This is a genomic window from Streptomyces sp. MMBL 11-1 (assembly GCF_028622875.1).
Classification (GTDB): domain Bacteria; phylum Actinomycetota; class Actinomycetes; order Streptomycetales; family Streptomycetaceae; genus Streptomyces.
On the sequence record NZ_CP117709.1, the window covers coordinates 5,151,475 to 5,174,391 of the forward strand.

General features: G+C 68.3%; 32 protein-coding genes and 2 pseudogenes. 27 read left to right on the top strand and 7 right to left on the bottom strand.

The features are described 5' to 3' along the window. The first annotated feature begins 1 nt into the window (after nt 1). From PSQ21_RS23060 to PSQ21_RS23160, 21 genes and pseudogenes are all read left to right on the top strand, one after another. Complete coding sequence (locus PSQ21_RS23060; RefSeq protein WP_274032620.1) at nt 2-709, top strand: hypothetical protein; 708 nt, start codon at nt 2-4, stop codon at nt 707-709. A gap of 3 nt (nt 710-712) precedes the next feature. Then, complete coding sequence (locus PSQ21_RS23065) at nt 713-1,573, top strand: hypothetical protein (RefSeq protein ID WP_274032622.1); 861 nt, start codon at nt 713-715, stop codon at nt 1,571-1,573. Next, nucleotides 1,566-1,934, top strand: a complete 369-nt coding sequence (locus PSQ21_RS23070; RefSeq protein ID WP_274032624.1) for a hypothetical protein — start codon at nt 1,566-1,568, stop codon at nt 1,932-1,934. Before PSQ21_RS23065 ends, PSQ21_RS23070 begins: the two co-directional genes overlap by 8 nt. After that, nucleotides 1,921-2,445: a hypothetical protein gene (locus tag PSQ21_RS23075; protein ID WP_274032626.1), complete on the top strand. Its 525-nt coding sequence runs from the start codon at nt 1,921-1,923 to the stop codon at nt 2,443-2,445. Before PSQ21_RS23070 ends, PSQ21_RS23075 begins: the two co-directional genes overlap by 14 nt. Then, nucleotides 2,442-2,885, top strand: a complete 444-nt coding sequence (locus PSQ21_RS23080) for a hypothetical protein (protein WP_274032628.1) — start codon at nt 2,442-2,444, stop codon at nt 2,883-2,885. Before PSQ21_RS23075 ends, PSQ21_RS23080 begins: the two co-directional genes overlap by 4 nt. Continuing rightward, nucleotides 2,882-3,499, top strand: coding sequence for a hypothetical protein (locus PSQ21_RS23085; protein ID WP_274032629.1), 618 nt, complete (start codon nt 2,882-2,884; stop codon nt 3,497-3,499). The genes PSQ21_RS23080 and PSQ21_RS23085 overlap by 4 nt, the downstream gene beginning before the upstream one ends. Next, nucleotides 3,489-4,346, top strand: coding sequence for a hypothetical protein (locus tag PSQ21_RS23090; RefSeq protein WP_274032630.1), 858 nt, complete (start codon nt 3,489-3,491; stop codon nt 4,344-4,346). Before PSQ21_RS23085 ends, PSQ21_RS23090 begins: the two co-directional genes overlap by 11 nt. Nucleotides 4,347-4,357: 11 nt before the next feature. Then, complete coding sequence (locus PSQ21_RS23095) at nt 4,358-5,041, top strand: hypothetical protein (RefSeq protein ID WP_274032632.1); 684 nt, start codon at nt 4,358-4,360, stop codon at nt 5,039-5,041. Beyond that, entirely contained in the window at nt 5,041-5,724 is a 684-nt protein-coding gene (locus tag PSQ21_RS23100; protein WP_274032633.1) for a hypothetical protein, read from the top strand. Before PSQ21_RS23095 ends, PSQ21_RS23100 begins: the two co-directional genes overlap by 1 nt. 61 nt (nt 5,725-5,785) lie before the next feature. Further along, on the top strand, nt 5,786-6,244 hold the full coding sequence (locus PSQ21_RS23105; protein ID WP_274032635.1) for a hypothetical protein: 459 nt from the start codon (nt 5,786-5,788) through the stop codon (nt 6,242-6,244). Nucleotides 6,245-6,326: 82 nt separating this feature from the next. After that, complete coding sequence (locus PSQ21_RS23110; protein ID WP_274032636.1) at nt 6,327-6,950, top strand: hypothetical protein; 624 nt, start codon at nt 6,327-6,329, stop codon at nt 6,948-6,950. Between the two features lie 133 nt (nt 6,951-7,083). After that, nucleotides 7,084-7,569 carry a hypothetical protein gene (locus tag PSQ21_RS23115; protein ID WP_274032637.1) on the top strand — a complete coding sequence of 162 codons (486 nt, stop codon included), beginning with the start codon at nt 7,084-7,086 and terminating at the stop codon, nt 7,567-7,569. A 99-nt stretch (nt 7,570-7,668) separates the two neighbouring features. Continuing rightward, nucleotides 7,669-8,022, top strand: coding sequence for a hypothetical protein (locus PSQ21_RS23120; RefSeq protein ID WP_274032638.1), 354 nt, complete (start codon nt 7,669-7,671; stop codon nt 8,020-8,022). Nucleotides 8,023-8,091: 69 nt separating this feature from the next. Next, nucleotides 8,092-8,550: a hypothetical protein gene (locus PSQ21_RS23125; protein WP_274032640.1), complete on the top strand. Its 459-nt coding sequence runs from the start codon at nt 8,092-8,094 to the stop codon at nt 8,548-8,550. Between the two features lie 3 nt (nt 8,551-8,553). Next, nucleotides 8,554-9,165 (top strand): hypothetical protein, encoded by a 612-nt coding sequence (locus PSQ21_RS23130; RefSeq protein WP_274032641.1) that lies wholly within the window; start codon nt 8,554-8,556, stop codon nt 9,163-9,165. A gap of 279 nt (nt 9,166-9,444) precedes the next feature. Then, nucleotides 9,445-9,786, top strand: a complete 342-nt coding sequence (locus tag PSQ21_RS23135; RefSeq protein WP_274032642.1) for a hypothetical protein — start codon at nt 9,445-9,447, stop codon at nt 9,784-9,786. After that, nucleotides 9,786-10,103, top strand: coding sequence for a hypothetical protein (locus PSQ21_RS23140; protein WP_274032643.1), 318 nt, complete (start codon nt 9,786-9,788; stop codon nt 10,101-10,103). The genes PSQ21_RS23135 and PSQ21_RS23140 overlap by 1 nt, the downstream gene beginning before the upstream one ends. A gap of 303 nt (nt 10,104-10,406) precedes the next feature. Continuing rightward, a pseudogene (locus PSQ21_RS23145) lies at nt 10,407-10,739 on the top strand (histone-like nucleoid-structuring protein Lsr2); the annotation flags it as partial. Nucleotides 10,740-11,230: 491 nt separating this feature from the next. Further along, on the top strand, nt 11,231-12,220 hold the full coding sequence (locus PSQ21_RS37830; protein WP_337961683.1) for a histone-like nucleoid-structuring protein Lsr2: 990 nt from the start codon (nt 11,231-11,233) through the stop codon (nt 12,218-12,220). A gap of 176 nt (nt 12,221-12,396) precedes the next feature. Next, nucleotides 12,397-12,864 carry a hypothetical protein gene (locus PSQ21_RS23155; RefSeq protein WP_274032645.1) on the top strand — a complete coding sequence of 156 codons (468 nt, stop codon included), beginning with the start codon at nt 12,397-12,399 and terminating at the stop codon, nt 12,862-12,864. Next, nucleotides 12,864-13,586: a hypothetical protein gene (locus PSQ21_RS23160; RefSeq protein WP_274032646.1), complete on the top strand. Its 723-nt coding sequence runs from the start codon at nt 12,864-12,866 to the stop codon at nt 13,584-13,586. Before PSQ21_RS23155 ends, PSQ21_RS23160 begins: the two co-directional genes overlap by 1 nt. A gap of 63 nt (nt 13,587-13,649) precedes the next feature. Here PSQ21_RS23160 and PSQ21_RS23165 read toward each other — a convergent pair whose 3' ends face one another. Beyond that, a complete protein-coding gene (locus PSQ21_RS23165; RefSeq protein WP_274032648.1) occupies nt 13,650-14,231 on the bottom strand; it encodes a YkgJ family cysteine cluster protein in 582 nt (193 codons plus the stop codon). A 167-nt stretch (nt 14,232-14,398) separates the two neighbouring features. On the opposite strand from PSQ21_RS23165, the gene PSQ21_RS23170 reads away from it, so the two are divergent. The 3 genes and pseudogenes from PSQ21_RS23170 to PSQ21_RS23180 all read left to right on the top strand — a co-directional run bounded on the left by PSQ21_RS23170 (nt 14,399) and on the right by PSQ21_RS23180 (nt 15,290). After that, nucleotides 14,399-14,716, top strand: a complete 318-nt coding sequence (locus PSQ21_RS23170; RefSeq protein WP_274032650.1) for a hypothetical protein — start codon at nt 14,399-14,401, stop codon at nt 14,714-14,716. Beyond that, nucleotides 14,704-14,853 (top strand): annotated as a pseudogene (locus PSQ21_RS23175) (adenosine deaminase); the annotation flags it as partial. The gene PSQ21_RS23170 and the pseudogene PSQ21_RS23175, both read left to right, overlap by 13 nt. 134 nt (nt 14,854-14,987) lie before the next feature. Then, nucleotides 14,988-15,290, top strand: coding sequence for a hypothetical protein (locus PSQ21_RS23180; RefSeq protein WP_003966771.1), 303 nt, complete (start codon nt 14,988-14,990; stop codon nt 15,288-15,290). Between the two features lie 106 nt (nt 15,291-15,396). Here the strand turns inward: PSQ21_RS23180 and PSQ21_RS23185 are convergent, their stop codons facing one another. From PSQ21_RS23185 to afsQ1, 5 genes are all read right to left on the bottom strand, one after another. Then, on the bottom strand, nt 15,397-15,603 hold the full coding sequence (locus PSQ21_RS23185) for a PspC domain-containing protein (RefSeq protein ID WP_030591389.1): 207 nt from the start codon (nt 15,601-15,603) through the stop codon (nt 15,397-15,399). A 95-nt stretch (nt 15,604-15,698) separates the two neighbouring features. Then, on the bottom strand, nt 15,699-16,271 hold the full coding sequence (locus PSQ21_RS23190) for a VanZ family protein (RefSeq protein WP_274032653.1): 573 nt from the start codon (nt 16,269-16,271) through the stop codon (nt 15,699-15,701). 194 nt (nt 16,272-16,465) lie between these two features. Further along, nucleotides 16,466-17,101 (bottom strand): hypothetical protein, encoded by a 636-nt coding sequence (locus PSQ21_RS23195; RefSeq protein WP_274032655.1) that lies wholly within the window; start codon nt 17,099-17,101, stop codon nt 16,466-16,468. Continuing rightward, nucleotides 17,098-18,627, bottom strand: a complete 1,530-nt coding sequence (locus tag PSQ21_RS23200; RefSeq protein WP_274032657.1) for a sensor histidine kinase — start codon at nt 18,625-18,627, stop codon at nt 17,098-17,100. Before PSQ21_RS23200 ends, PSQ21_RS23195 begins: the two co-directional genes overlap by 4 nt. Then, nucleotides 18,624-19,301, bottom strand: a complete 678-nt coding sequence (gene afsQ1, locus PSQ21_RS23205) for a two-component system response regulator AfsQ1 (protein ID WP_006127084.1) — start codon at nt 19,299-19,301, stop codon at nt 18,624-18,626. The genes PSQ21_RS23200 and afsQ1 overlap by 4 nt, the downstream gene beginning before the upstream one ends. 182 nt (nt 19,302-19,483) lie before the next feature. Here afsQ1 and PSQ21_RS23210 point away from each other — a divergent pair, with 182 nt between their 5' ends. Further along, nucleotides 19,484-20,251, top strand: coding sequence for a SigE family RNA polymerase sigma factor (locus PSQ21_RS23210; RefSeq protein ID WP_274032658.1), 768 nt, complete (start codon nt 19,484-19,486; stop codon nt 20,249-20,251). Nucleotides 20,252-20,624: 373 nt separating this feature from the next. Then, nucleotides 20,625-21,638 (top strand): hypothetical protein, encoded by a 1,014-nt coding sequence (locus tag PSQ21_RS23215; RefSeq protein ID WP_274035893.1) that lies wholly within the window; start codon nt 20,625-20,627, stop codon nt 21,636-21,638. Nucleotides 21,639-21,660: 22 nt separating this feature from the next. Here PSQ21_RS23215 and PSQ21_RS23220 read toward each other — a convergent pair whose 3' ends face one another. Then, on the bottom strand, nt 21,661-22,305 hold the full coding sequence (locus tag PSQ21_RS23220) for a uridine kinase family protein (RefSeq protein WP_274032660.1): 645 nt from the start codon (nt 22,303-22,305) through the stop codon (nt 21,661-21,663). A gap of 125 nt (nt 22,306-22,430) precedes the next feature. Here PSQ21_RS23220 and PSQ21_RS23225 point away from each other — a divergent pair, with 125 nt between their 5' ends. Then, on the top strand, nt 22,431-22,850 hold the full coding sequence (locus tag PSQ21_RS23225) for a hypothetical protein (protein ID WP_274032662.1): 420 nt from the start codon (nt 22,431-22,433) through the stop codon (nt 22,848-22,850). Nucleotides 22,851-22,917 lie beyond the last annotated feature (67 nt).

Consider the following 22,917-nt stretch of genomic DNA (forward strand, 5'->3'; position numbering starts at 1 on the left):
CATGGCTGTCGTCGGATACAGCTACAAGGCCGAGAACCTGTGCCCGAGCTGCACGGTGAAGGCGATGCGGGCGAACGGCATCAAGGTGCAGCGCGGTAAGGCTCACGAGGACGCGATCCGGGCCGCAGCCGCAACGCTGGGGATCGACTTCGAGGACGAACGCTCCTACGACCAGGACGAGTTCCCCAAGGTCGTCACGGAGCAGATGTGCGAGACCGAGCTGACCGAGGTGCCGGAAGGCGAGACCGGTGTGCGGCACGCCATCTCGGACGAGCGGTGCACCGGAGACAAGTGCGGCAAGTGGCTCGTGCTGGGGGAGAAGTCGCCGAGCGAGGCGGGTCTGGCGCGCACGATACGCGAGAAGTACGAGCTGCCCCGCGCCCTGGCCAAGCTGACGGCCGGCACGCTGCGGGAGTGGGGGTTGTCCCACCCGGAATTCATCGACGAGGACAACGTCAAGGAAGCCGCCGCGCAGCACCCGCACGCGTGGCTCAGCTATCGGTTCGTGCTCTACCCGACGTCCGCCAAGACCGTGGAGATCCGCACTCCGGAATCGGAGGACGAGGCATGCGTGCTCTGCGGGCAGCCCTGGGAGGCGCACACCTTCACCTGCGACACGTGCGGGATCGACGTCTCGGTCATCGTGCCCCACACCCATCAGCCCCGGGTCGAGGGCCAGGTCAAGATCCGCATGGTTAAGGGGGAGTGAGCCATGGCGGAGATTTCCACGGACGCTATCGCGCAGGCTGCCGCTGATCTCGTAATCAGTCGTCTCGGCGAGAAGTACGAGCTGGTGCACATCGACCAGGGGGAGCGCCTGTCCGAGGAGCAGCTTCACCGGCTGTTCGCGGAAGACGAGGACGCATCCGGGCTCGACCACGCGGAAGGCGTGCTCGACTTCGACTGGCTGGACGAGAACCGCTACCACGGCACGCAGCACGTTCTCGGTGAACTCCTGGATGACGATGCCCGGGAATTCCTGGAGAAACACGACGTGCTCGACCAGGTGCGCCACGCGATCGAGGAGCGCGACCAGTCCGACCCGATCGGCGACCTGATGAACGGGACCGGACCGCAACTGTTCCGCTACCGGCTCGACGGGGAAGCCGAGGCCGAGCCGTGGCGGTTCTCCGACGCGAAAGCCGAGGAAGTGGCCCGAGCGCTGGCCGCCGCAGCGGGCGTCGACTTCTGGGACAACGTCGGCGCATTGCAGGAGTTGGTTGCGCACTCCTCCTATGGAGGCGGGCTGCACATTCTGTGGCGCGGTGACGTGCGCCCGGTCTGGGATGCGGTGAACAAGATCCGGGGTGCGCTTCCCGACGCGAAGCCGACCATCACCGTGCAGTGGACCGATCCCGAGCTGCTGGTGCTCGACACCTGGAACGGGTCGGGTCACACCGTGAAGGTGCGCGGCACCGTGCGCCTCCCGTTCGACCCGGCCCGCCTTTCCCTCGACACCGAGCGAGCCCCGGGCGGCTACTCCTGGACCAACGTCGTCGGGGGCGGCTACCAGCCCGAGGGGGACGAGCCCCAGTTCACCGAGACACACACCGAGGAGGCACAGCATGGCTGACATCAAGGCCGACACGATCGGTCTGGGAACCGGCACGTACGCGCTGAACTGCGGCTGCCGGATCTACGTGCACTTCCCCGGCGGTCACATCCACCTGTCGCACGGGTGGTCCCAGTGCCCGGAGCTGGCCCGCCTGTGGCGCCTGTACTCGCGAGCGTGCTCGTGGAGTGCGACCGACCCCCACGCCTGGGACTCGCTGACCCGGTACCTGTTCTGCCTCCGGCACGTGGGTGCGTGGCGGGGCCGGATCGAACGGATCGAGGCGATGCGCTCCAAGTACCCCAGCCCGGCGGAGACCCGGGATTACCCGGCGACCGTGAACCTGGAAAAGAAGGAGATGAACGTTCGTGTCGCAGCGTAAGCCGCCCAGCGGACTCCGAGTCCTGATCGCCGACCAGGGCTGGCCCGAGGAGGGGCAGCCCGTCCAGCACCGGTTCCAGGAGAACCGGTACCGACTCGACGACTTCAACGACGAGGACGCAACAGAAATGCGCGCGGGTCGAAAGCTGCCGCTCGTCGCGATAGTCCAGGAGAAGAACGCGAGCGGCAACCGCTGGGTCGCGATCGACCACCTGTGGAACTTCGTCGGCGCCCCGGACATGCTCGGCGCTTTCGAGAACCCGAGAGAGATCCCGGACCCCGTCCTGCGCGCATTCGTGGCCGACCTGTGGACCGGCGTCTTCGATCTGAGCATCGGCCAGTTCGTCTACCGAAGGGCGTCCCGCCGGACGTGGCGAGTGCTCGACCTGGAGAACACGCCTTACGAGGGTGACAGCCACCTGCTGACGGGCTACGTGATCTGCGGCCCGGAGCACGGCACCGGTCAGGCGGTCCGCGTCCCCGTCGAACAACTGCGAAAGAGGTACCGATGAGCGACATCCCCGATGTCCGGCTGGTCCCGGTGACACGGGCGCAGCAGGAAGCGATCAACGAAGTCCTCGAAGCGCTCGCCCGTGAGAACCACCGGCTCGACGACGCGGCCGAGGGCGACAGCAACGACGCCGAGATCCAGGCCGGACACGACCTGGCGGCGGAAGCCGAGCGCCTCGTCAAGCTGCTCTACAGCTTGAATCTCGACGCCGCCCCGGCCCCCACCGAGGACGGGAACCGGATGTACACCGTCTTCGGTGTCCAGTCCGACTTCTCCGGAGAGCGGTTCGTCTCCGCCATCCTCGACGGCGAATTCCCCCTGCCGGACAACACCTTCGAAGGGGCCGACGATTTCACGTCCCGGGTCGCGCGGGTGAGTGCGCCGTCGAGCGAGGCCGCAGCCGCCGAGTTCCGCACCATGAATCAGGAGGACGACGCATGAGCGCAGTTGTGCAGGGCTGGACGATCGTCACGCAGACCCGGCAGCAGGTGGCACCCAACCACATGCAGGGGGTGTTCCTCGCCACCTGCGGGGAGCGCTGGATGGTGGGTCGGCAGTACGACGGGAAGAAGGGGACGACCGGCTTCTCCAAGGACGGGGAGTGGTGGCACGCCCGCTACTTCGACGGTGACACCGGCACCGACAACATGCTCGCGGCGCTGGACGCGTACCCCGACGCCGCGATGAAGGCCGCCGTCTGGGATCGCATGTTCCACCAGGACGCAACCGAAAGCGTGTGCCGCTTTCTCGCCGGCGGTGAGGAGGACGGTCGGCCGAAGCTCTCGGCCGGCTGGAAGCAGACCGAGGTGCTGTCCGGCGTCCCGGTGACCTCCTCCACGATCCCCATGCCGTTCCACGAGGCCAAGTACGAGCTGCTCTGGTTCATCATCTGGTCCACGCGCCTCAGCGCCAAGGTGCACCTCACCAAGGGCGTCACGATGAGCCGCCACGAGGCCGTCACCCTCGTCCGCCAGGCCACCGGTCCGATCCGGTTCGAGATGGGCTACAACACCTACTGGCTCGCCCAGGAAGAGGACTCCACCAATGCGCTGTAGCACCCTCAAGGGCACGGCGCCGGACTGCACCGGCACCGCCACCCACATGCTGCTCTACCCCGACCCCGAGACACAGGAAGCTCTCCGCGACCCCGTCTGCAAGCCGTGCGGTGAGGGCTTCACCCGCAGGCCCCGACTCAAGGGCCGCATCGTCCCGCTCCACGTCCACATGCCCGAGAGCGCCTTCATCGAGGTCGCCGAGGGACACCGGCTGGTCCAGGACGACGAGCACGAGGCCCGGTGCTTCGACTGCGGCAAGACCGGCAGCCCCAACTGGTTCCGGTTCCAGACGAACGGCTGCCCCGGTCGCCCGGAGTCCATCACCGTGCTGTGCCACACGCGCGAGATGCTCGGCGCGGAGCCCGACGTCCGCGCCCGGGAGACCGCCCGCCTGTGGTGGGACTACGCAGTCGACTACCTGCACACGTTCGTCGGGGACTGGCGGGTGGTCACCGACAACACCTACGCCGCCTACTTCACCTTCCGTGACCGCGAGTACGGCGTACGGCACGACCTGCCCGCCGGCCGGTTCCAGGCCGAGAAGCTGCCCAACCGGGGGAAGCCCGAGCCGCGCATCATCGACGCCGACCTCAACCCCTACAACCAGGCGGTCTTCTACTTCCACGGCCGCACCACCGACTCCGGGTCCATGTCCTTCGCCACCTGGACCCCCAGCTACGTGGACATCGCCGCCCGCGAACTCGTCATCCTCTACGCCCCCGAGGGCCAGATCACCGAAATCCTGCGCGTCCCCGGCCTGCGTGACTGGACGGAGACCACCGGCGCGATCTGTGACGCCTTCGGCCCCATCAGCGACATCAAACTCCAGACCCGCATCTACGAGTAGGGATCTCCCCCATGCCCACACCCACCTTCACCTTCCACCCCACCACCCCGCCCGACGAGAAGCCGACCAATTTCCAGGTCTACGCCGACAAGGTCCCCGACGTGGACGACGCCTACCTCGGCATCGTGTACCTCACCGCCGGGGGCGAGTGGGTCGCCGACTGGCACAAGCGCAACGGCGCCCCCTCGATCGCCATGCCCGGCTTCGGGTCCAAGCAGAGCGCGGCCGAAGCGCTGTGGTGGTACGCCCCGCCCTCCCAGTCGGTACGCAGCCGGCCGATCGGGCAGACCACGCCCGTCTCGGACGAGCGAACCATCGACCTGTCCGCGTGCGGCTGCTGCATCACCAACGGCTGTGACTGCGAGGGACTCAACCGCAACAGCCAGCGGTTCAAGACCGAGCAGACCTACCAGATCCACCCCTCCCTCATCCCGGCACCCGGCGTGCTGATCTCCCTGATGCCGATGGACAACGGCGACTTCCTCGTGGACCTCAACACCCGAGGGATGGGCACAGGGATCGGCTACCTCCAACGCCAGGAGAACGGCCGCTACGACGTGCTGATGGGGCAGAAGTCCCTCGGCACCGTCGAGGCGCCGGAGGTCGGCATGTGGGCTGTCCTCCAGGCGCACACCACCACCCGGTCCTACAGCCGCCTCGTCGAGTCCCTCGTCGACAGCAAGGAGACGAAGTGATGCCTACCCCCGCTGGGTACCAGCCCGAACCGCGCTACGAAGTCCGCACGCTGAAGAACGAGAACGGCTCCGCCCGACGACTCGGCGTCTACGACAACCACCGGGGCACCTACGTCCGCAGGCTCCCGCTCGCCACCCCCGAGCGCCTGGTGCACCGTGTGATCGAGGAACTGGAGCGGACCTTCCGCCCGGCCTCCGTCATCTACCGGGAGAAGCGGACGACCCGCGAACTCAACGAACCGTGGGAGTACGCCACCCTCCACGGCGACATCGTCGAGGTCACACCGAAATACCGCGTCGTGCTCGACAACGGCCGCAACCTGCACACCGTCCCGGCCAGCCGCCACGTCCGCACGATCTGGGGCAGCACCGTCGTGGACCACGCCCCCAACTCACGCTACGGGTTCCGGGGCGCCATCGTCACGGAGCGCCCCGACCATGTCGAGGGCTGGACGGAGCCCCGGCACCAGGAGCTGTACCACCTGGTCCACAACGGCTCCGTCGAGCCGTGGTTCGCCGACTTCGCGCTCCGGTTCGGGCTGGCCGGCAAACACTGGCAGTGGGACGAGATGGTCCAGGCCGGCCACACGGTGCGACCGCTCAACAGCAACGGCCAGGCCCAGCGGCTGCTCCGGCACTGGGACCGCGAGCACCCGGACATCGCCCACCGTCTGTACGCCTGACAGCTACCGGGGCATCGCGGCCCCGCCACCCACTCGACCAACTGACCGGCAAGGGGAAGAAATGAGCGAGACCGCAGCTATGCAAGCCGCTGAGTCGGAGGACCCGACCGAGGACCAGTTCATCAGCTACCGCGTCACGTGGAAGGAGCCGGGGGCGGACACCTCCCGCACCACCCGGTGCCTGATCGACGCCGCCCACCTGTCCCGGCCCGGAGACGTGGAGCAGCGCAACGAGCTGCTGCGCAAGATGATCGCGATCCGGCACCTGCCGCGCGGCCTGGCGGAGGCGGACAGGATCGTGCTCCTGGACGTCCTCCCGATCTGCAACTGCATGACCTACCCCAACGGGCCCTGCCAGTTCGCCGAGTACGGGGGCACCCGTTTCCGTCTCCTGCCGTCCACCCCCGCGAACTTCGAGGCCCTTCACGACCGGCACGACGACCAGATCATGGGTCGCGTGCACAACACGCTCAGTGTCGAATTCCTGACGATGGTGCGCGAGAAGTACAGCCACCAGTAAACGGACACAGCAGCAACCTGTAGCGGCTCGCCATTCGGTAGCCGCTTTTTTCATGCCCGAAATCAGAGAACCGGAGTCAGCCATGACCGCCACCGTCGTTGAGCCCACCGTCGAGACCTCGACCCCCGTCATCACCCTCCCCGAGCCCCAGAGCCTGTACCGGGCCGTGTCGAACGCGCTGCTGTTCACCATCGGCGCCAAGGAGCACATCCCGGCGCTGCGAGCGGTCCGCTTCGAGCGGGACCTGGACGGCACCCTGACGCTGGTGGCATGCGACCGGTACCGGCTGTTCACCGAGACCGTCGAGAACACCATGGAGGGATGGAAGGGCCAGCTCCAGTTCCTCCTCGCCTGCGACGACGCGAAGCGTCTCGCCGACGTCCTCAAGGGAGCAGGCCGAATCGGAGAAGTCACGCTGACCGTGGACGACACCCGGATGACGGTGCGGGCCGGCGCCGTCGACATCAGCCTGGGCTTCGAGCAGGAGGCCACGTTCCCGCAGTGGCGAAACCTGCTGCCGAAGGAAGACGATGCCAGTGACGTCGGCGGCATCGCGCTCAACCCGGCGCACCTCGGACACATCAGCAAGCTGAAGCTCGCCTCCGGCGGCCCCGCCCAGTTCAAGTTCTACGGCGCCAACAAGCCGTCCCAGATCAGCTTCAACGACGGCCCGGTCATCTGGCAGATGCCCGTCATCAGCAGGTAACTCCGCCGATTGGCCAGCCGGCCCCCGAATGGCCGGCAGTGCAATCCGAACTGTGCAGATTCACTGATGCCCAGCCCGCTGGAATCCGCAGCGGGCTGGTCTTCGGTGTACCCACACAATGAGGAGGTTTACCGTGCCTGAAATTCGGACCGATGTCTGGATCAGGAACGCCACGTCCGCAGAAGTCTTCCTGGACTACCTCGGCAAGCACCTGGTGGCGCTGCCTTTCGGCAGGGAGGAGGACAAGGTCGGAGGACAGTTCGTCGTCCTCGACCCCGCAGCCGAAACACTGTCGCTGCGGAACTACGCCACCGGCGCGATCACCGAACTGCCCTGGTTCACCACGCACTTCCGGTACAGCACCTACATCGAATCGCCGTTCACCGGTTTGGCGGTAGGGATGGTTCGCCGATTCGAGTGGCACCACGACCGCAACGGCAACCCCCTGGTCCTGCCGACCAGCCATCTCGGAACGGTCGACAAGGTCACCGACACGTACATCGACCTGTGGGTCCGAGACGCCTCCTACCAGGCAGGGGGTTGGTCGGGACGCATCAACGCCAGCGACGCGGCCCGCCACTCCGTCCGCGCCCCGCACCTCAAGAACCCCAGCGAATAACGAATCCCGTCACTCGAATGGGTGACCGGACCAATTCTGTCGGAACTCGTTGAGCCATAAACGCCAGCGGCCCCGACCAGAACCCGAAAGGAACCAGCCGTGACCATGCCCGCACCCGAGGCGCTCCCCACCCCGCTCCCGCTGCCCATCCGCACCGTCGTCGCCGACTGGGAGACCGTCTCCGACGACCAGGGCTCCACCATCTCCCCGGACATGCGCCCGGTCGTCATCACCGTCACCGCCGACAGCAGCGACGCAGCGATCGACGCCGCGTCCGACAAACTCCAGGCCCGCTACGGCCCCCACGTCGAGGCCCTGCACCGGCAGCTCCTTACCCGCGACGACTGGTTCGGCCTGAACGACACCGACCCCCTGCTGCGGGTCTGCGCCGTCTTTGTCGGCGCCCCGATTCTCGACGATGACGGCGACGAGCACGCGGTCTACCTCGCCTGACCACACCGGCCCGGCCCCAAGCCCCGGACGCAGCCGCAACAACCAACAGCCCAGCAAGAGGAGCCCCGCATGAGCGACCCCCGACCCGCCCCTACCACCGGCTGGTTTATCGACCTGTCCGAGGAGCAGCAGGCTGAGCTTCTCGGCGCCAGCCTCACCGTCTTCTGCAACATGAGGGCCACCACCGGCATCCTCACGGCCGTACAGGACGGGATCGCCTACCTCTACCTGCCCAGCGAGGCCGACCCCGTGCAGTACCCGGTCGGCGGCAGCCGCTACGAGCGCGTCCCCGGCACCCCGATCAGGCCGGCCCTCGCCTCCGCGCTGCGCTACGAGGAGTCCTGGCGCCAGCGCACCAAGACCCTGACCGACGAGAACGGCGAACTCCTCGACGGGGTCGACCAGTCCGACTACGACCAGGCGGAGGCCAGGTACGAGGCGGGCCTGCCCGGCGTATTCGACAGCCTGCTCTCCGAGTCCATCGACGCCACGTTCAGCCGCCACACCGACCCTGTGAGGGAGAAGTAACCCATGACCACCAACAGCGCTCCAGTCTTCAAGGCCCCCTTCGGTGGGGCCGGGTGCCAGGTATCCGACCCCAGAGAGCACAAGGGCTACCACTACGTGGTCGCGTGGTGCATCGGCTTGGGCGCCACCTCGCGGGACTACGTCATCGGCCAGTGCAACCAGGCAGCGAAGGAGGACGCCCCGGTCAACGCGATTTACAAGACCCGCGCCGCTCCCCACGAAGAGGACAAGGGCACGTGGGTGGTCTTCGACGAGATCGCCCGCCCGGAGAACAAGGAGCGCATCGAGCAGTACGTCCAGGCCATGGTCGACTACGAGAGGCGCCTTGCCGAGTGGCGCCAGGCGCAGAAGAACCACCCGCCGCTTCACTCCTACACGCTGACCTTCCCCGCCACGGTGACCGTCACCGTTCGGGCGGTCTCACTCAAGGCCGCCGCCGTTGCCCTGGCCCCGGTGGACGGACAACAGCATCACGAGGTCAAGCAGGTGGTCCCGGCCTTCGGCGGCACGATGCGGCTCCTGCTGGATCGGACAGCCGCCGACCTGGTCGCCACCGACGACCCCGAGCACAAGGCCCCGCCGGCTCCCGAGCGTAGGATGCCTCTCGGCACCTGAACAGCTCCTGGTACCGGCCCGGCCCTCCTTCGCGCCTCCTACGCGCCAAGGGGGGCCGGGCCTTTGCTATCCCCCGGGCTGGAGCAGACGATGTTCCCCCGCGCATTCGAGACGCAGTAGCGTCGCGGGCAGGGACACCGCAGCAACCAGGGAGCATCCTGCTGACGGCTTCGGCACCCCATCACTCGTACGGGTGGTGGGGTGCAGTGTTCGCCAGCCGAAAGTATCCCCGCCCATGGGGGCGACCTGATCATCGGCAGAAATAGAATCGGAGTGCGAATGAGTGCCCGCGTCGGTATGAACTACGTGGACGAACACGGCAACCAGCAGAAGCTCTGGGAGAGCGGCGCGCAAAAGCTCGCCCATGTCGCCGAGAACGCCCCCGTCGGTCGGCTGCAAGCCCCTGGGCAGTGGCGGGTCACGGCCGTGAGGGACTTCCAGGACAGCGGTCTTTGGGAGGTGACGTGGGTAGAGCCGGGCGATACCGAGCGGGTTGGCGGCTGGATCATCACCGGGCTCACCGCCAAAGGTCGCAACCTGCTCAGCGACTGGAACCGCCGCGTCACCGTGGGCGGCGATCGAGGACCCGCCAGGAAGAACCGTCCAGGAGAGGCCACTTGATGAGCAAGCTGCAAAACTGCTGCTGGACCCTGGTGCAGCACTCCGCGTACGCAGCCAAGCAGGACCCCGTCTTCAGGAACGCGGTCGAACCTGCCGACCTCACCACCCACCAGCAGCTCGGCGAGGTCGTCGATGCCGGAGGGCTTCTTTTCACAAGCCTCCCCGACGCTGAGGAGGCAGCCGACGACGCCAGCAAACCAAGCCTCGACCAAACCCTGTACCCCGACCGGGTGAGCAGCGTCCCGCCAATCGAGCTGACTTTCCACGAAGCGCTCACCATCGGCGGCCGACCCCTATTCATCGGAGGGAATTCGTAGTACCGGCTCTCGTCAGCCGAACGGGCTAGACGTGAGACCGCTCCTAAGCAGACAAACGCAGACAGGCATGGGGCGCACACCCGGCTCAACTGGGCTTTGCGCGGGCCTAGATGACGCCTGTCGTGCGCTTATGCGCCCGGCGTATGCGCCCCCAACTAGTAACGAAACTGTTCGGTCGCAAGACGCCAATCAGTCAAAATTTCGTATCCAAACCAACGTCCTGTACCCCCCTTTGGCTCCTTCACACGCTTGGCGGCGCTAGAGTGCGGCCTTACCCTTACCGCACCGCATGGAGGAACAGCCATGGCGCAAAAAGTTCAACTATTGCTCATCGATGATCTCGACGGAGGTGAAGCCGCCGAGACCGTGACGTTCGCTCTGGACGGCCGCGTCTACGAGATCGACCTCAACCACCTCAACGCGCAGAAGTTGCGGGAGACGATCGAGCCTTTCCGCCGCGCAGGGCGCCGCGCCGGCACAACCAACCTGCGAGCCAGGGGCCTGCACGTTTCCCGCACCAGCCAACTACCGCCCCAGCCTGACGACAGCGGTCAGATCCGGCACTGGGCCAAGCGATATGGCATCCCGGTCAACAAGCGAGGCCGTGTGGCCGGCGAGGTGCGCGAAGCCTACGAAGCCTGTCAGCGCAACGATAGTGAGCCTCTCAAAAAGTTGCTCGCAGTAAACAATCTCGACCCTGACACCGAGCCCGCTCCGGAGACAATCTCCACCGAGCCTGAGGCTCCCACGGTAATCACCTCGGAAGACCGTGCCCGCATCACAGCACGTCAGGCAGGCAAGCTCAGCAAGGCCCAACTCAACAGGCTCCGTGAGGCATATGCAGACGACAAGGGCCTAGGAATCTCCGACGGCCGCAGCAACGCCACGACTTACGAAGCTCTGGCCAACCGAGGACTCATGCGGAAGATCGAAGAGAACGTCTACGAGATCACCCTGGCTGGCCGACTCTGGTTCGAAGTCCACGACATCAGCCCGGCCGCCTAACCTCAAGCCCACAACTGCATACCCAAAGAAGCCCGTCAGCCTGCCGACGACTGACGGGCTTCGCCGTACCTCCAAGGCCCCGTAGCCCGGGGCCTTTTCCATGCACACCCAGGGAGACAGCCATGCTGCGCACCATCGTTACGACCACCGACGACCTCGCCAACGACGGCACCCTCGCCGATGAGACCATCCGCTTCGCCCTCGACGGCACCCAGTACGAGATCGACCTCACCTCCGCCAACGCCGACACCCTGCGCTCCGCCCTCGCGCCCTACATCCGGGCCGGCCGCACCATCCGAACCGGACACAGCAACAACTCCAAGTCCGGCGCTGTGCCCATGGAGACGCCCGCCGGCGGCGGCGCAACGAGCAGCCGACACCAGGGCGGCATCAACCCCGCCGAGGTGCGCGCATGGGCGCGCGAGCACGACGTTCCTGTCCCCAAGCGAGGCCGCCTGCCCAAGGACGTCAAGGACGCGTACAGCGTGCACACGAAATTCGGAGACCGCACCCAGCTCGACGCCCTCCTGCGCAGGCAGAGCACCGACACCGAAGCCCTTACACCCGATCCCACTCCTCAGCCCCCCACCCCCAGCACACAGACCGAGGCAACGGAAGGCATGCTCCTGAACTTCGCCCCGCCCGCCCCCGCCGAGAACACCGACAAGCCGACCAGCGAGAGCACCGCACCGCAGCAGGACGCAAAACAGCAGCCCGCCGAGCCCGACACCAACACCCCCGACGACCCCGAAGAGGCCGAAGCCCGCAAGCACTACCGCAACCTCAAGGAGGCCGGGCTGCTCAGTGCCCGCGCATCGGCCGACGGGTACTGGGAACGGCGAACGGCAGGCGGTCTGGAGCGTACCGACAAGGTTGAGAGCATGACCCTCGCCGAGCGCATCAGCATCCTCACGGAAAGGAACGTCACCCTCCTGGGGAAGCTCGCCGGCATCCTCAACCTCGACAAGGGCGGCAAGATCAGCTACCTCGCAGGATCAATCCAGCGAATGGAGAACCTGGAGGTCATCGTCGAGGACCGAACCTCTCCTCACGGCTGGGCGATCACTGATTTCGGCCGCTACGCCCACAGCGTCCACAGTCTGGGCGAATAGCGTGGGGCGAAACTATGGAACCCGGCGCGTATCGTCCTCGCCGGGTTCCGCAAGGCCCCGGACGGCGATTCACCCATTCGAGTGTCGGTGAAACAATTCGTCCCAGTGCGTTCCGGACACAGCGACTTTCCCGCTAGCTTTGGTCCATCGTGACTCGATCAGCACAGGGAGTAACTGTGGCAGTAGAGACTACCGACTTCGTGCCCCCCTCCGAAGACGACGTGTACGCGCACATTGACTCCATCCCCCCACGGCTCCGCAGGTGCGCCGCAGCCCAGCACAACTGGCAGCCCCACGACTGGACCGGCTACAAGGCCAGCGGCGCTCTGCTCAAGCCCAAGGAAGACCCCAGGCGAGCTGTCAGCTTCGAGGTCACCGAGGTCTGCGGCGGTGGGGCAGGCTGCGGTCTTAGGCGCCACCATTCCTTCAGCGTTGCAGGCGAACGCGTCTACGACCGGACCGCGTTCACCTACTCCCAGCGCAACGAGAACCTCACCAGCCCCTACGGCATTTCCACCACGGGCATCAGCGTCCGCCGCGAGGTCAGCAACGACAACATGTACCGCCGCATCATCGGGGCCGGCCGCGTCCACCTCGCGCCCGCTGGCGCCACCAAGAAGGCGCTCGGCAGGAAGGCCGCGTAATGGCCCGCCAACTCATCCAGACGGCAACCACCTCCTGCGACTGGCACGCTGCGCTCCCCGACCCCCAGAAAATCGACGCGACCACCCAACGCACGCCCGCACTCGACAAAGAGATCGACCTCTGCGGCTTCTGCGCGCTGGTGTGGGACTTCGTCTTCCCGAGACTGGACGAGATCCACCAGATGCTCAAGCCGGACGTCGTCGAAATGCTGGTGCGCTCCGCCCGCAGTTCCAAGGACGCCGATGCCCGCGTCCCCGTACAGCTCGCCCTCCACGGGAACACAACACCAGCGGAGCCTGCACCATCGAAGGCAGGCGGAAAATCTCCAAAGGAGAAGAATGAAGCACGCGCGTCTGCACCCGCTCCTGCACGTGCAAGCAAGAACGGGCGTTGGCTCGCAAATGAAGATCAGGTCCGCTGCCCCCTCCCGCACCGTGCCGGCAGCCCGGCCACGTACTGGGTCAAGGTCCGCGACAGGGGCAGCCATGCGAAAAGTAGTCACGGGTTGCTCGGCCCTCAAATCGCCTACGAGTTCCCCCCAGCCCCGACCACGGGGAAGCAGCTCGACCTTCCCGTGAAGTGCTTCGTCCACAAGGTATGCGCCGAAGCCGGCGGCTTCGGCTTCAAGGACGAGGCGGGCCTTCGCTGCCACATCATCAAGGCCAAGGCGTGGGAACCGCACGAGGACGCCGCAGAAACCCCGCAGAGCGCAGCCGCGTAGAGCTGAAAATCAGCAGGGCCCCCGTCTTCTCCGTAGAGACGGGGGCCCTGCTGATTTCCGACCTCACAGACCCGGCCGTCGCTTAATAGTCGCCTGGAGGATGACAGTCTCCTCCTGCACCGGCCGACTCCGCTCCAGAAAATCGAGGAGCGCCGCCCGGCGCTCCGGGTCAGCGGTGAGCATCGCGTAGAGCTTCGGCTCGATAGCCACGGCCGCACCGCCGTACCACAGGGCAGAATTTAGCAGCCGCAGCCCTTCGATATCGTCGAGGAAACCGCCCTCCGGACGGCAACCCCAGGGGCACGCCAGGGCTTCCATCAGCCCCCAGATTCGGCAGACCATCGGCCGGTCCTCGTACACCCGGCACACCAGACGTGAGAGATCCAGCGCTGAACAAGCAGTCCCTGCTGCCTCGCCGTTCGTCAAGGGGATCGCACGACCGTCCACCCACCGGTGGCCCCGGGATTCGATACGGCGCCGCTCCAGGGGGCTGAGCTGCACGGGGCCGCACGCCGACGCACATTCCCCGATGCATTTCATGCGTGGGAGGGAACGGTATAGCTCATCAAGCTTCTTCGGATTGGGCTCTCGGGCCGGCCCGCCGGCCAAGGCCGTGACCGTGGCTACCGCCTCGTCAATTTCCATGTCCAGCAGGTTATGTGCGCGACCATCGGGACGTGGTGCACGTCACCCGTACGAGTGACGGACTATCAATGCGGGCGTCATGGCCGTAACTGCGACTTCGGCCCTCTTGATGACCGGTCCGACGGTATGATCGCGAGCTGTTGGAGCAGTACGTGAGGGGGCGGGGCATGAGGAAGAAGTCGCAGCAGACGTCGCAGGACCACCTGACGGAGTCTCTGCACCGGATCGTCGAAGAGGCGAACCTGGCGCTGGCTCAGACGGACGGTGAGTGCCTCGACGCCCGGCTCTCGCCGCGACAGCAGGACTACCTCCGGGACCTGCTGCTGGGGCGGGATGACGAGGTCGCTGAGGGCATCCGGGCGCTCCTGGAGCGCGGGAAGCCCCATCTTCGGGTGCTTCCTGACCAGCGCCGCTGCGAAGAACCCGCAGGTCAGAACGATGATCCTACAACCAATGCGTTCTGGTACGGTTCGTCAATGCGATGAAATCAGCTTTCATTCCTTTCGACGAACGTCTCGCCATGATCAACGACGTCGTCAAGCCCGGCTACGCGGAGCTGAAGTCCGAGTGGCTCTTCCGTCAGACCGCTGTGACCAGCGGCTCTGCCGTCTCCGGGGGCTGAGACATCCGACAGGGGAAAGGGCCGGGAAGGGAAATCCCGGCCCTTTTTCGCGTGTCGGGATGTTTGCGATAAGGGCAGCGGAATGGCTAGCTTGCAGAGCCGCTCACATCCCCTTCCCCAAGGATGAAATCTCCATGAAGAAGTCTGCTGCCAAGACTCTCGGTGTCGCCGCTCTCGGCGCCGCTTTCGCCGCTGCCGCCGCCGGCAGCGCCTCCGCCGCCCCCTCGCTGCCGCTGGACGCCGCCGCCGGGGCGCTCCCCGTCTCGACGATGGCGCTCGACACCGTCGCGAAGTCGGCCCAGAACGCGCCGGTCCAGGAGACCGTCGGCAAGGTCCTCGGCGGCGACGCCACCGACGCGGCCGCCCCGGTCACCGGCCTGCTCGGCGGACTGCCCACCAAGGGCCTCACCGCCAACGGGATTCCGCTCGGCGGCTGAGAGGCCGCCGGGCCACCGGCGCCACCCCGCACATGCCGGTGGGGCGCACACCCTGATCCAGGGTGTGCGCCCCACCGCGCGTTCTCGCTCCCCGTGACGCGGCGCGTCACCAGGCCGTCGCGGAGGAAGCGGACTTCTCCGAGGGAAGCAGCGCCCACAGCGCCAGGTAGAGCAGGAACTGCGGGCCGGGCAGCAGACACGAGACGACGAAGATGACGCGCATCGTGCTTGCGGAGATACCGAAGCGCCGGGCGAGGCCCGCGCACACTCCGCCGATCATGCGGCCTTCGCGGGGGCGGACAAGTGCGGCCATGGTGGGCTCCTTCGCGAACCGTTGCGGTGAGGAGCGGCCGTGTGCGCTCCCCGATGTATCCATGGTGCCGCCGCGAAGGGGGACAAAGCATCGCTCTACGGTGCGAGGCCGACCCCGGTAATCGTCGGGGTCGGCCCCCCAGGGGCCTCCCCCCTGAGACGGGTCTCCTGCCGGTAGTGGGGCAGGTCCCGTACCCCCGGCAGCCCCCGGCGGCGCAGCCGCGTCCGGCAGACCGGGACGACCAGCAGATGGGCCAGTACCACCCCGGTGGTGTTCAGCAGCAGCGAGTCGATGTCGACGATCTGACCGGGCACGCCGGTCTGGCCCAGCTCGATGGCCAGGGAGATGAGCGCCCCGGCGGCGACCGTACGCAGCAGGGAGACCCAGGGGGAGACGAAGATCCGGCCCCCGGCCATCGGCAGCAGCACCCCGAGCGGGGCCAGCAGCAACAACGCCCCGCCGATCCGGCGGGCCGCCTCGGCCGGTCCCAGCGCGAGGTCCGCCCTGATCCCGGCGAGCGGCTGGAAATTCGCCGCCGTGATCCAGGGAACGTCCAGCGGGCGCAGCGTCAGCCACCCGACGAACAGCAGATGCGCGACAAGGAGAGTGACCCCCGCCGCGCGGAAGTGGATGACGGTCTGGCCGTCCGAACTGTGACGCACGTCCACCAAGACGCCGCGACCGGCAGGATCGGTTCCGCGCTGCCGCGGACCGGAGCCCGGGCGGCTCTCCCGGCCGCCGCGCGACCCGATCACACGGGACCCGTCCCGGCCGGGGCGGACCGCGCCGGTCCAGCCGGGCAGCGTCAGTGCAGCCGGGCCGTGTCGGCCGGGGCAGGCGATCTCAGTGCGACCGGGCCGCGTCAGTCCAGCCGGGCCGCGTCCGGCGTGGCCAGGTCACCCGGCCGGGACTTCGTCTGCGAGGTGCAGAGATAGCCGCGCGGCGGGTAGTCCCCGGGCCCGCCCAGGACCACCGAACCGTCCCTGACGAGCGTCTCACTCTCCGCGTACGTGCACACCAGCTGCGCCAGCGCCTCCGCCGACAGGTCCTCCGGCTGGCTGCTGAGGCGCACGGTGCCCGCCGGGTCGCCGTCCCGGGCCGGAGTCACCCGCAGCCCGGCCGGAACCGCGGTGGTGAACCCGGCCCGCCGCTCGTTCGCGGGCGGCGCCTGCTGGACCTCCTCCAGCAGCGCCCGGGCGACCACCACCGGATCGGCGCCCGCCGCGTCCGCCGCCACCGGCCGGTCCGCGGTGACCAGCTGCGAGGTGCACACCAGGTACACCGTGGCGCTCACGCCGTCCGGCGACCGGGTGGCGACGTCCGACGAGGACAGCCGGCACGGCACCCGGGAGGGCGCGGCCCCCGCGTCCACCGGCACCGAGGTCGTACGGATCCCGCACCCGGAGGCCAGCGCCGCGGCCGCCAGTACGGCCGCCACCGAGGCCGCCGTACGCCGCCGGAGCGGACCTCGCCGGTACGTGACATCGCCGTGCTTCACGTCGCCCCGTTCTCGTCCGGGGCGTGGGCCCCCGGTCCGTCGTGGTGCGCGAGCTTCTCGGCGTCGCGCGGCAGCCGCAGTTCGAAGACGGCACCGCCGTCCGGGGAGTTCGCCGCCGTGATGTCACCGCCGTGGATGTGCGCGTTCTCCATGGCGATGGAGAGGCCGAGCCCGCTGCCCTCCGACCGAGGCCGGGAGGCGCTGGCCTTGTAGAAACGGTCGAAGACGTGCGGCAGCACGTCCTCGGGGATGCCCGGACCGTGGTCCCGTACCTCGATGACCAGCTCCTCGCCCTCGGTCCGCACCCGGACGCCCACCGGCGAGCCCCCGTGCTTGAGTGCGTTGCCGATCAGATTGGCCAGGATCACATCGAGCCGGCGCGGATCGAGCCGGACCATCATGCCGCGTTCCGCGTCCAGGTCCACCGCGTCCAGCCAGGCCCGCGCGTCGATGCACGCGGTCACCTGGTCGGCGACGTCGACCGTGTCCAGCACCAGACGGGCCGTGCCCGCGTCGAAGCGGGTCACCTCCATCAGGTTCTCCACCAGGTCGTTCAGCCGCCGGGTCTCGCTGACCACCAGATGCACGGCGGGCGCGATCATCGGGTCGAGGGTGTCCGCCTCGTCCTCCAGCACCTCGGCCACCGCGGTGATCGCGGTCAGCGGGGTGCGCAGCTCGTGCGACATGTCGGCGACGAACCGCCGACTCGCCTCCTCCCGCGCGCTCATGTCCGCGACCCTCTTCTCCAGCGATCCGGCCGTTCTGTTGAACGTACGGGAGAGATCGGCGAGTTCGTCCGTGCCGGAGACCACGAGCCGGGTGTCGAGCTTGCCCTCGCCGAGCTTGCGGGCCGCGTCGCCGAGCCGCTGCACCGGGCGCAGCACCGTCGTGGCGGCGGCCTGCGCGAGCAGTGCCGAGCCGACCAGCGCGAGGGCGGTGGCGATCCCCAGCGACCAGGCCAGCGAGTTGAGGTCCTGCCGCTCCTGGTCGAGGGACTTGAGCATGTAGCCGGTCGGGCCGCCGCCGATGATCCGCGTACCGGCGACCAGGTACGGCGTGCCGGATATGCTCGTCCGCTGCCAGAACAGGTGGTACTCGTGCTCGTTGCTCGACGTCAGTGGCTGCTTCCGGGACACCTGTTCCTGCAGCGAGTCCGGCACATCGGCCCGGGTGAAGGTGTCCAGGTCGGAGTAGCCCACGATCGGCTTGCCGCGCTCGCGTTCGGCCTCCAGCAGCACGTCGTAGCCCAGGCTGCTGGACGCCATCCTCTTGGCGGCCCGCTGGAGGTCGTCCTTGGTGGTACGGGTCGGCAGCTCCGCCGCGGTGTCCTGCATCTGCCGCCGGAAGTCGTCGAGCGCGGTGTCCTGGGTGCGGGTCAGCACGGCCTCGCGGTTGAGCCAGTACGCGATCCCCGAAGCGGACACCGCGGCCGTCAGCGCCACCAGCGCGAACACCACGACCAGGCGCAGCCGCAGACTGGTCCAGCGCAGACCTGCCCGCAGGGACCGCTTGGCGGTTTCGGTCACTGAGGCGAGTCCAGCCGGTATCCCACGCCCCGCACCGTGCGGATCAGGGTCGGGGAGGACGGCACGTCCTCCACCTTCGCGCGCAGCCGCTGCACACAGGCGTCCACCAGACGGGAGTCGCCCAGGTAGTCGTGCTCCCACACCAGGCGCAGCAACTGCTGCCGGGACAGGGCCTGGCCGGGCCGGCGGCTCAGCTCCAGCAGGAGCCGCAGCTCGGTCGGTGTGAGCTGCAGATCCTCGCCGTCCTTGGTGACGGTCATGGCGGAGCGGTCGATCACCACGTTGCCGAAGGTCGCCGAGTCGGTCGACTCGCGCTCCCCCCGGCGCAGCACCGCCCGGATCCGGGCGTCCAGCACCCGGCCCTGGACAGGTTTCACCACATAGTCGTCCGCGCCGGACTCCAGTCCCACCACGACGTCGATGTCGTCGCTGCGCGCGGTCAGCAGAATGATCGGCAGTTGGTCGGTGCGGCGGATACGCCGGCACACCTCGAAACCGTCGATCCCGGGCAGCATCACATCCAGCACGACCAGGTCGGGCCGCTGCTCGCGCAGCAGCTCCAGGCCGTCCTCTCCCGTCGCCGCGGTGGCCACACGGTGGCCCTGGCGTGACAGCGAGAGTTCGAGGGCCGTGCGGATGGCGTCGTCGTCCTCGATCAGCAACAGGAAAGGCACGGACGTCATTCTGGCCCATGGTGGCGCTTCAGTTCGACCTGTGGCCCCGTCGGATCTTCCGGGCACGGCTCCGACCACCCCTGTGACAGGCCTGTGACAGTCGGGGGACAGCGTCATGAAACTGCCCCGGCAAGCTCTTCGACATCAGGGAACGAACGGACTCCACCGATAGGGGGCGCGAGATGAACGCACTGCACAGCACCAGCTCAAGCGCAGTTGTCACGCGTCTCCACGATGTCGGGCGGAGCACGGAGAAGTCCGGTGCGATGGCCGTGCGGGGGTGTGTCCGGAGCACCGGGCGGCAGCACCAGGCGACCGCGGAGCAGGTGCGCATGCCGTACATCGCGGTGGTCGATGTCCCCAAGGGGGCGGCGGACGCGTACGGGGAGTCCACGGGGGATCGCACGGCCCGGACGGAGAACGCGGACGCCGAAGCGGTGTTCACGGCCTACGTCCAGGAGCGACGGGCCTCCCTGTACGCGACCGCCTACCACCTGACCGGTGACCGGTTCGAGGCCGAGGACCTGTTGCAGAGCGCGCTGTTCTCGACGTACCGGGCGTGGGACCGGATCAGCGACAAGGCGGCGGTCGGCGGCTATCTGCGCCGCACCATGACCAATCTGCACATCAGCGCCTGGCGCCGGCGCAAGCTCAACGAATACCCGACCGAGGAGCTGCCGGAGACGGTGGGCGACACGGACGCGATGCGCGGCACGGAGCTGCGGGCGGTGCTCTGGCAGGCACTCGCGCGGCTGCCCGAACTCCAGCGCACGATGCTGGTCCTGCGGTACTACGAGGGCCGCACCGACCCGGAGATCGCGTCGATCCTCGACATCAGTGTCGGCACGGTGAAGTCCAGCATCTGGCGCTCCCTGCGCCGGCTGCGCGAGGACGAGGTCCTCAGCTTCGGACGTGACGAGCAGGAGTCCTTCGGCGAGCTGGTGGCCTGAGGCTGGGCCCTTCGCTTCGGGGGAGGCGGGGGCCGCGGGGGGAGTACGGGGGAAATACGGGGGAGCAGTAGAAACGGGGACCGAGGGGGTTCGGGGGAACCACGGGGGAACGGCCCGTCGCTTCGGGGGAGGCGTGGGTCACGGGGGAAACACAGCGGGGTCGTACGGGCCGGGGGGTCCTGTACGGCCCCGCTTTCCGTGGGGTCAAGAGGGCCAAGGGCACCGACGCCGCGGAGAACGCCAAGGGTGAGGCGAAGCAGAGCTGCATCACAGGCCGTGAAGAAGCGTATTCGGCCCTGCGGACCAGGAAGTGAGCAAAGTGAGCACCGCAGCTGCGGGCCGAACGAGGCCGGCGTGGAAGGTCTGGGCGGTCGTGGCCGCCGTGGTCGTGGTGATCGCGGGGCTGTTGCACGCCTGGCGCAACACCAACGTGCTGACGGCGGACAGGCTCTGTGGGGACCTGGTCTCGGCGGAGAAGGCGGACGCGGTCCTTCCGGGGTCCGGGCGTCTGGACGCCGAAGGGGACGGTCTGGATGACGGCGACCTGACGGATACGACGTGCAGTGTCGAGAAGTCGTCCGTCGCCCTCGGCTCAGGCGAGGGCCGGCTGACTGTTCGGCTCTGGGGGGTACGAGGCTACGATCCGCTGACGTTCGAGAGTCAGCCCTACCCGACGGGCGCTTCGTTCTTCAGCGGCGAGGTGACCGGCGGGGTCGACGCTCACAAGGCGTGGGTCATGCTGCCCGAGAAGTGCTGGACGGACCGGCCGGTGGTCGCCGAGTTCAACATCACCGAAGCGGCTGCCGACCGCACCGCCTTCGCCGTCCTGGCCACCGACACCGTACGGACCATCGCGGCTCGGACCGGATGCGGTGACCTCCCAGGGAAGCCCGGAACGCTCGTGTCTCCTCGCTCCGACGCCGCCCGTCCGGTCTCCGCGGGACAGGTGTGCGGGCTGGACGGCCTGACCGTCCGAGGCCAGGTGCCGGCAGGGGCGAAGGTCCTCGACGAGGGGCAGAAGGCCCCCACCGACCTGTGGACCTGCAAGCTGACCCTGGACGACGGGACGCGCGGCCATGTCCGTGCGGACGGCTTCATGAAGTACACGGCCTCCCGGGACCCGCTGCTCATCGCCGCCATGCGGAAGTTTCCGGGCACGGTCAACGGCGCGGCGCGGGGCGGCCGGGAAGCGGAGACCGTCGACAAGGGTGCTGGATTCATCCTGCGCTGTGCGGAGGGCGACCCCCTCTACCTGGCGGTGGAGTCGGGACAGCAGTACCTGGAGGCGAGCAAGCTCCACGCGGACCTTCCGCGGCGGGACGCCTACGTCGAGCCCTTCGTGAAGGCAGCCGCCAAGACCTTCGGCTGCGCGGCCCCCACCGGCTGAGCGCGAGCGGGGGCGCCCGTCCCTACTCCGGGACCGGTGCCCCCACGCTCGCCCGACGGCACCGTCCGGCCGCCGCGGCGGCGAACCGCCCCAGCGCCTCCTCCTTGCCGCAGGGGTACGCCCCCAGAGCCGTCTGGCGGGCCACGATGCGGCGTTCGGCCCGCATCAGCCGCCAGCCCCGCCGCAGCAGGAACGGCACCGACTTGCGGCCCTCGCGCAGGTCCCGTACCAGCCGCCGCCGGAACGTGGTGGACGGGCGGCCGCGCAGACACAGCGCGTCCGCCAGCAGCCCCAGTTCCTGGCAGCGTTCGACGATGTCCGCCGCGAAGATCCCCTCCGCCACGAACAGCGGTGACCGCTCGATGTGGAAGGCCTCGTGGTGCGTACGGGAGCTGGTCGCGATGTCGTACACCGGCACCTCGGTGCGGCCGGCGCGGCACAGCTCGGCGATGGCGGCCACCGCCGCCTCCGCGTCCCAGGACCCGGCGGAGTCCCAGTCGATGTCCGTGGAGCCCGGCACCCGGGGCAGCGTCGGGTCGTTGTGCTCCTTGTAGAAATCGTCCAGACGCAGCACCGGCAGGCCGGTGCGGGCGGCCAGGACGGACTTGCCGGAGCCGGAAGGGCCCGCGAGCAGCACGACGCGGGTCGGGATCGGTTGGGAACTCACAGAACAGAAGTGTGAGGCATTGACCCGCGCAGGGGATCCCCCGGGCCTCCTGTTGGTATCCAGCGTCACACCTCAACTACTCTGCGCGCACAGACGATTACCCGAACAGCGATCAGGTGGAAAACATGGCACTTCACGCACGTAAGCCCGAACGTCGCGCCCTGCTGCGCGCCGGTCTGACCCTCACCGCGCTGGGGGCCGCGCTGGGAGCCGGTGCGGGCTCCGCGGGGGCCGTCCAGCTGCCCCCGGTGGCGGAGATCCCGGACCAGGGCACGTCGGCCCTCCAGGCGGTCGGCGAGACGGCCGGGCCGGCGGTCACCAGCGCCCTCGGGACCTCGCTGGCCAGCAGCATCGCCCCGGTCACCGAGCTCCAGCTGGACCCGCTGGCCAACACCGGGGTGGACCCCCTGGACAACGCGGTGGGCACCCAGATCGCCGACTTCAAGCCGCTGACCACGGCCATCCTCACGGACCCGATCACCAGCGGCGGCTCGCTGAGCGACCTGCCCGTGGTGGGGACGGCCACCGGGCTCGTCACCGGCTGACGCCGGCCGCCGACGAACGGCGGACGGGGCCGCCCCGGGGTGGGAGGGCGGCCCCGTCCGGGCCTCG